Origin of the sequence: Streptomyces europaeiscabiei (assembly GCF_001550375.1) — a bacterium.
In the GTDB taxonomy this organism is placed as follows: domain Bacteria; phylum Actinomycetota; class Actinomycetes; order Streptomycetales; family Streptomycetaceae; genus Streptomyces; species Streptomyces europaeiscabiei.
In genome coordinates, this window is the sequence record NZ_LRTR01000068.1 from 1 (window position 1) to 1,744 (window position 1,744).

Consider the following 1,744-nt stretch of genomic DNA (forward strand, 5'->3'; position numbering starts at 1 on the left):
CCTCGCGGCGGTCGGGCGCGGCGGCCCGCGTCTCGGTGGTGAGCCTGTCGGTGAGCCGGCCGGCGGCGGGGAAGGTGCGGACGACGGGCCAGATGTCGATCGGTACGTCCCGTCCGGCGGCGACCCGCTCGTGCGCGAAGTCGGCGAGCATACGGGCGAGTTCGGCGTCGGCACGGGCGGAGAGACCGGTGATCCGGTCCAGTGGGATCTCGTGGAAGACGCACTTCAGTACGGCCTGCCGGTACTCGGCGTCCGGAAGACGGGCGGCGCCGTACGGGCCGAGGGCGGCCTCGATGAGACTGCTGTCGTTGCCGCGCAGGGCTTCGCGGACGAGCGGCAGGGCGAGGTCGTCGAGGGGTTCGCGGGCGGTGTCGCCGCCTTGGGGGTCGGAGAAGAGGTACAGGGCCCGCAGGACGGCCCGCTGTTCGGCCAGGTCGCCGTGGCGGAAGAGGCCCGCCAGTTCGTCGGCGAGCGCCTGCCCGCCGAGCGGCAGCGCGGCGAGCAGGACGGCACGGGCCGCCTCGTCGACGGTCAGGTGTCCCGCCAGCCGGGTGCGGCCGCAGTGTCTTCGGGCGGCGGGGAACAGGGTCCGGATGGCGGCGGGCCGGTCGGTGACGCGGGACACGGCCTCGTCGAGCCAGGCGCGGGCCGTCGCGTCCAGCGTGTGGTGGGTGAGGAGGGTTCGGGGGTCGGCGGGTTCGGCCGTCTCGGAGAGCGGTATTCCGGTTGATGGCATGACGGAACAACCTCCTGTGGGGTGGAGGACGTGACGGGACGGTGGTCGTCGGGTCGGGTCAGGCCGTCGCCGCGCGGAGGAAGTCCAGCGAGCGACGGGCCACTTCGGGGGCGTCGAGGGAACCGCCCTGGATCTCCACGGAGACCAGTCCGCGGTGGTCGAGGTCCTGGAGGGCGGCGAGCACGGGTGGGAAGTCGATCTCGCCGGCGCCGAGTTCGAGGTGCTGGTGGACGCCCCGCCGCATGTCTTCGATCTGCACGTTCAGCAGGCGCGGGCCGGCGAGGCGGACGCACTCCAGAACGGTCCGGTCCTCCACGCAGTGCGCGTGCCCCACGTCGAGGGTGATCCCGAACAGTTCGTGTCCGCCGACCATCTCGGCGAGTTCCAGGCAGCGTTCCACGGTGTCGACGAACATGTACGGCTCCGGCTCGAAGGCCAGCGAGACGCCGTACTCCCCCGCCGTGTCCAGAACGGTCTCGACGCTCGCCGCGAGCCGCTTCCACGCGTCCCGCTCCGGCAGCCCGTCGTCCGGGGCGGGGCCGCTGCACAGATGGACGGTGGGCGAGCCGAGGTCGGCGGCGATGCGTACGGCCCGCCGCAGCAGGTCGATCCTGCGCTCGGCCCCGTCCGCCATGAGTGTCGGACGGTGCTTGCCCCAGGGGTCGAGGAGGTAGGGGGCGCCGGTCTCGACCGTCACGGCGAGTCCGTGCCGGGCCAGGTCCCGGGCGACCGCGTCCACCCGCCGGGGCAGGTCGTCCGCGTACGGGTCGAGGTGGCCGTGGTCGAGGGTGAGCGCGACACCGTCGTAGCCGAGGTCGGCGAGAACCGCGAGGACGTCGCCGAGCCGGTGGTTGGTGAAGCCGTTGGTCCCGTAGCCGAATCTGAGGGGTAAGGGGGGTGGGGTCATTCCGGCTTTCCTCCTGCGGAGGTCTGGTACTGGCTCAGGTGGGGGAAATGCGCCGGGCGAGCCGCCGCGCGAGGGGGTGTGCGACGCCCAGGGCCGCCGCC

2 protein-coding genes are annotated in these 1,744 nt (G+C 73.1%); both read right to left on the bottom strand.

The features are described from left to right. On the bottom strand, window positions 1-736 hold a 736-nt coding region (locus tag AWZ10_RS03000), incomplete at its 3' end, for an EboA domain-containing protein (RefSeq protein ID WP_060890371.1). A 58-nt stretch (window positions 737-794) separates the two neighbouring features. After that, complete coding sequence (locus AWZ10_RS03005; protein WP_046709569.1) at window positions 795-1,643, bottom strand: sugar phosphate isomerase/epimerase family protein; 849 nt, start codon at window positions 1,641-1,643, stop codon at window positions 795-797. Window positions 1,644-1,744 lie beyond the last annotated feature (101 nt).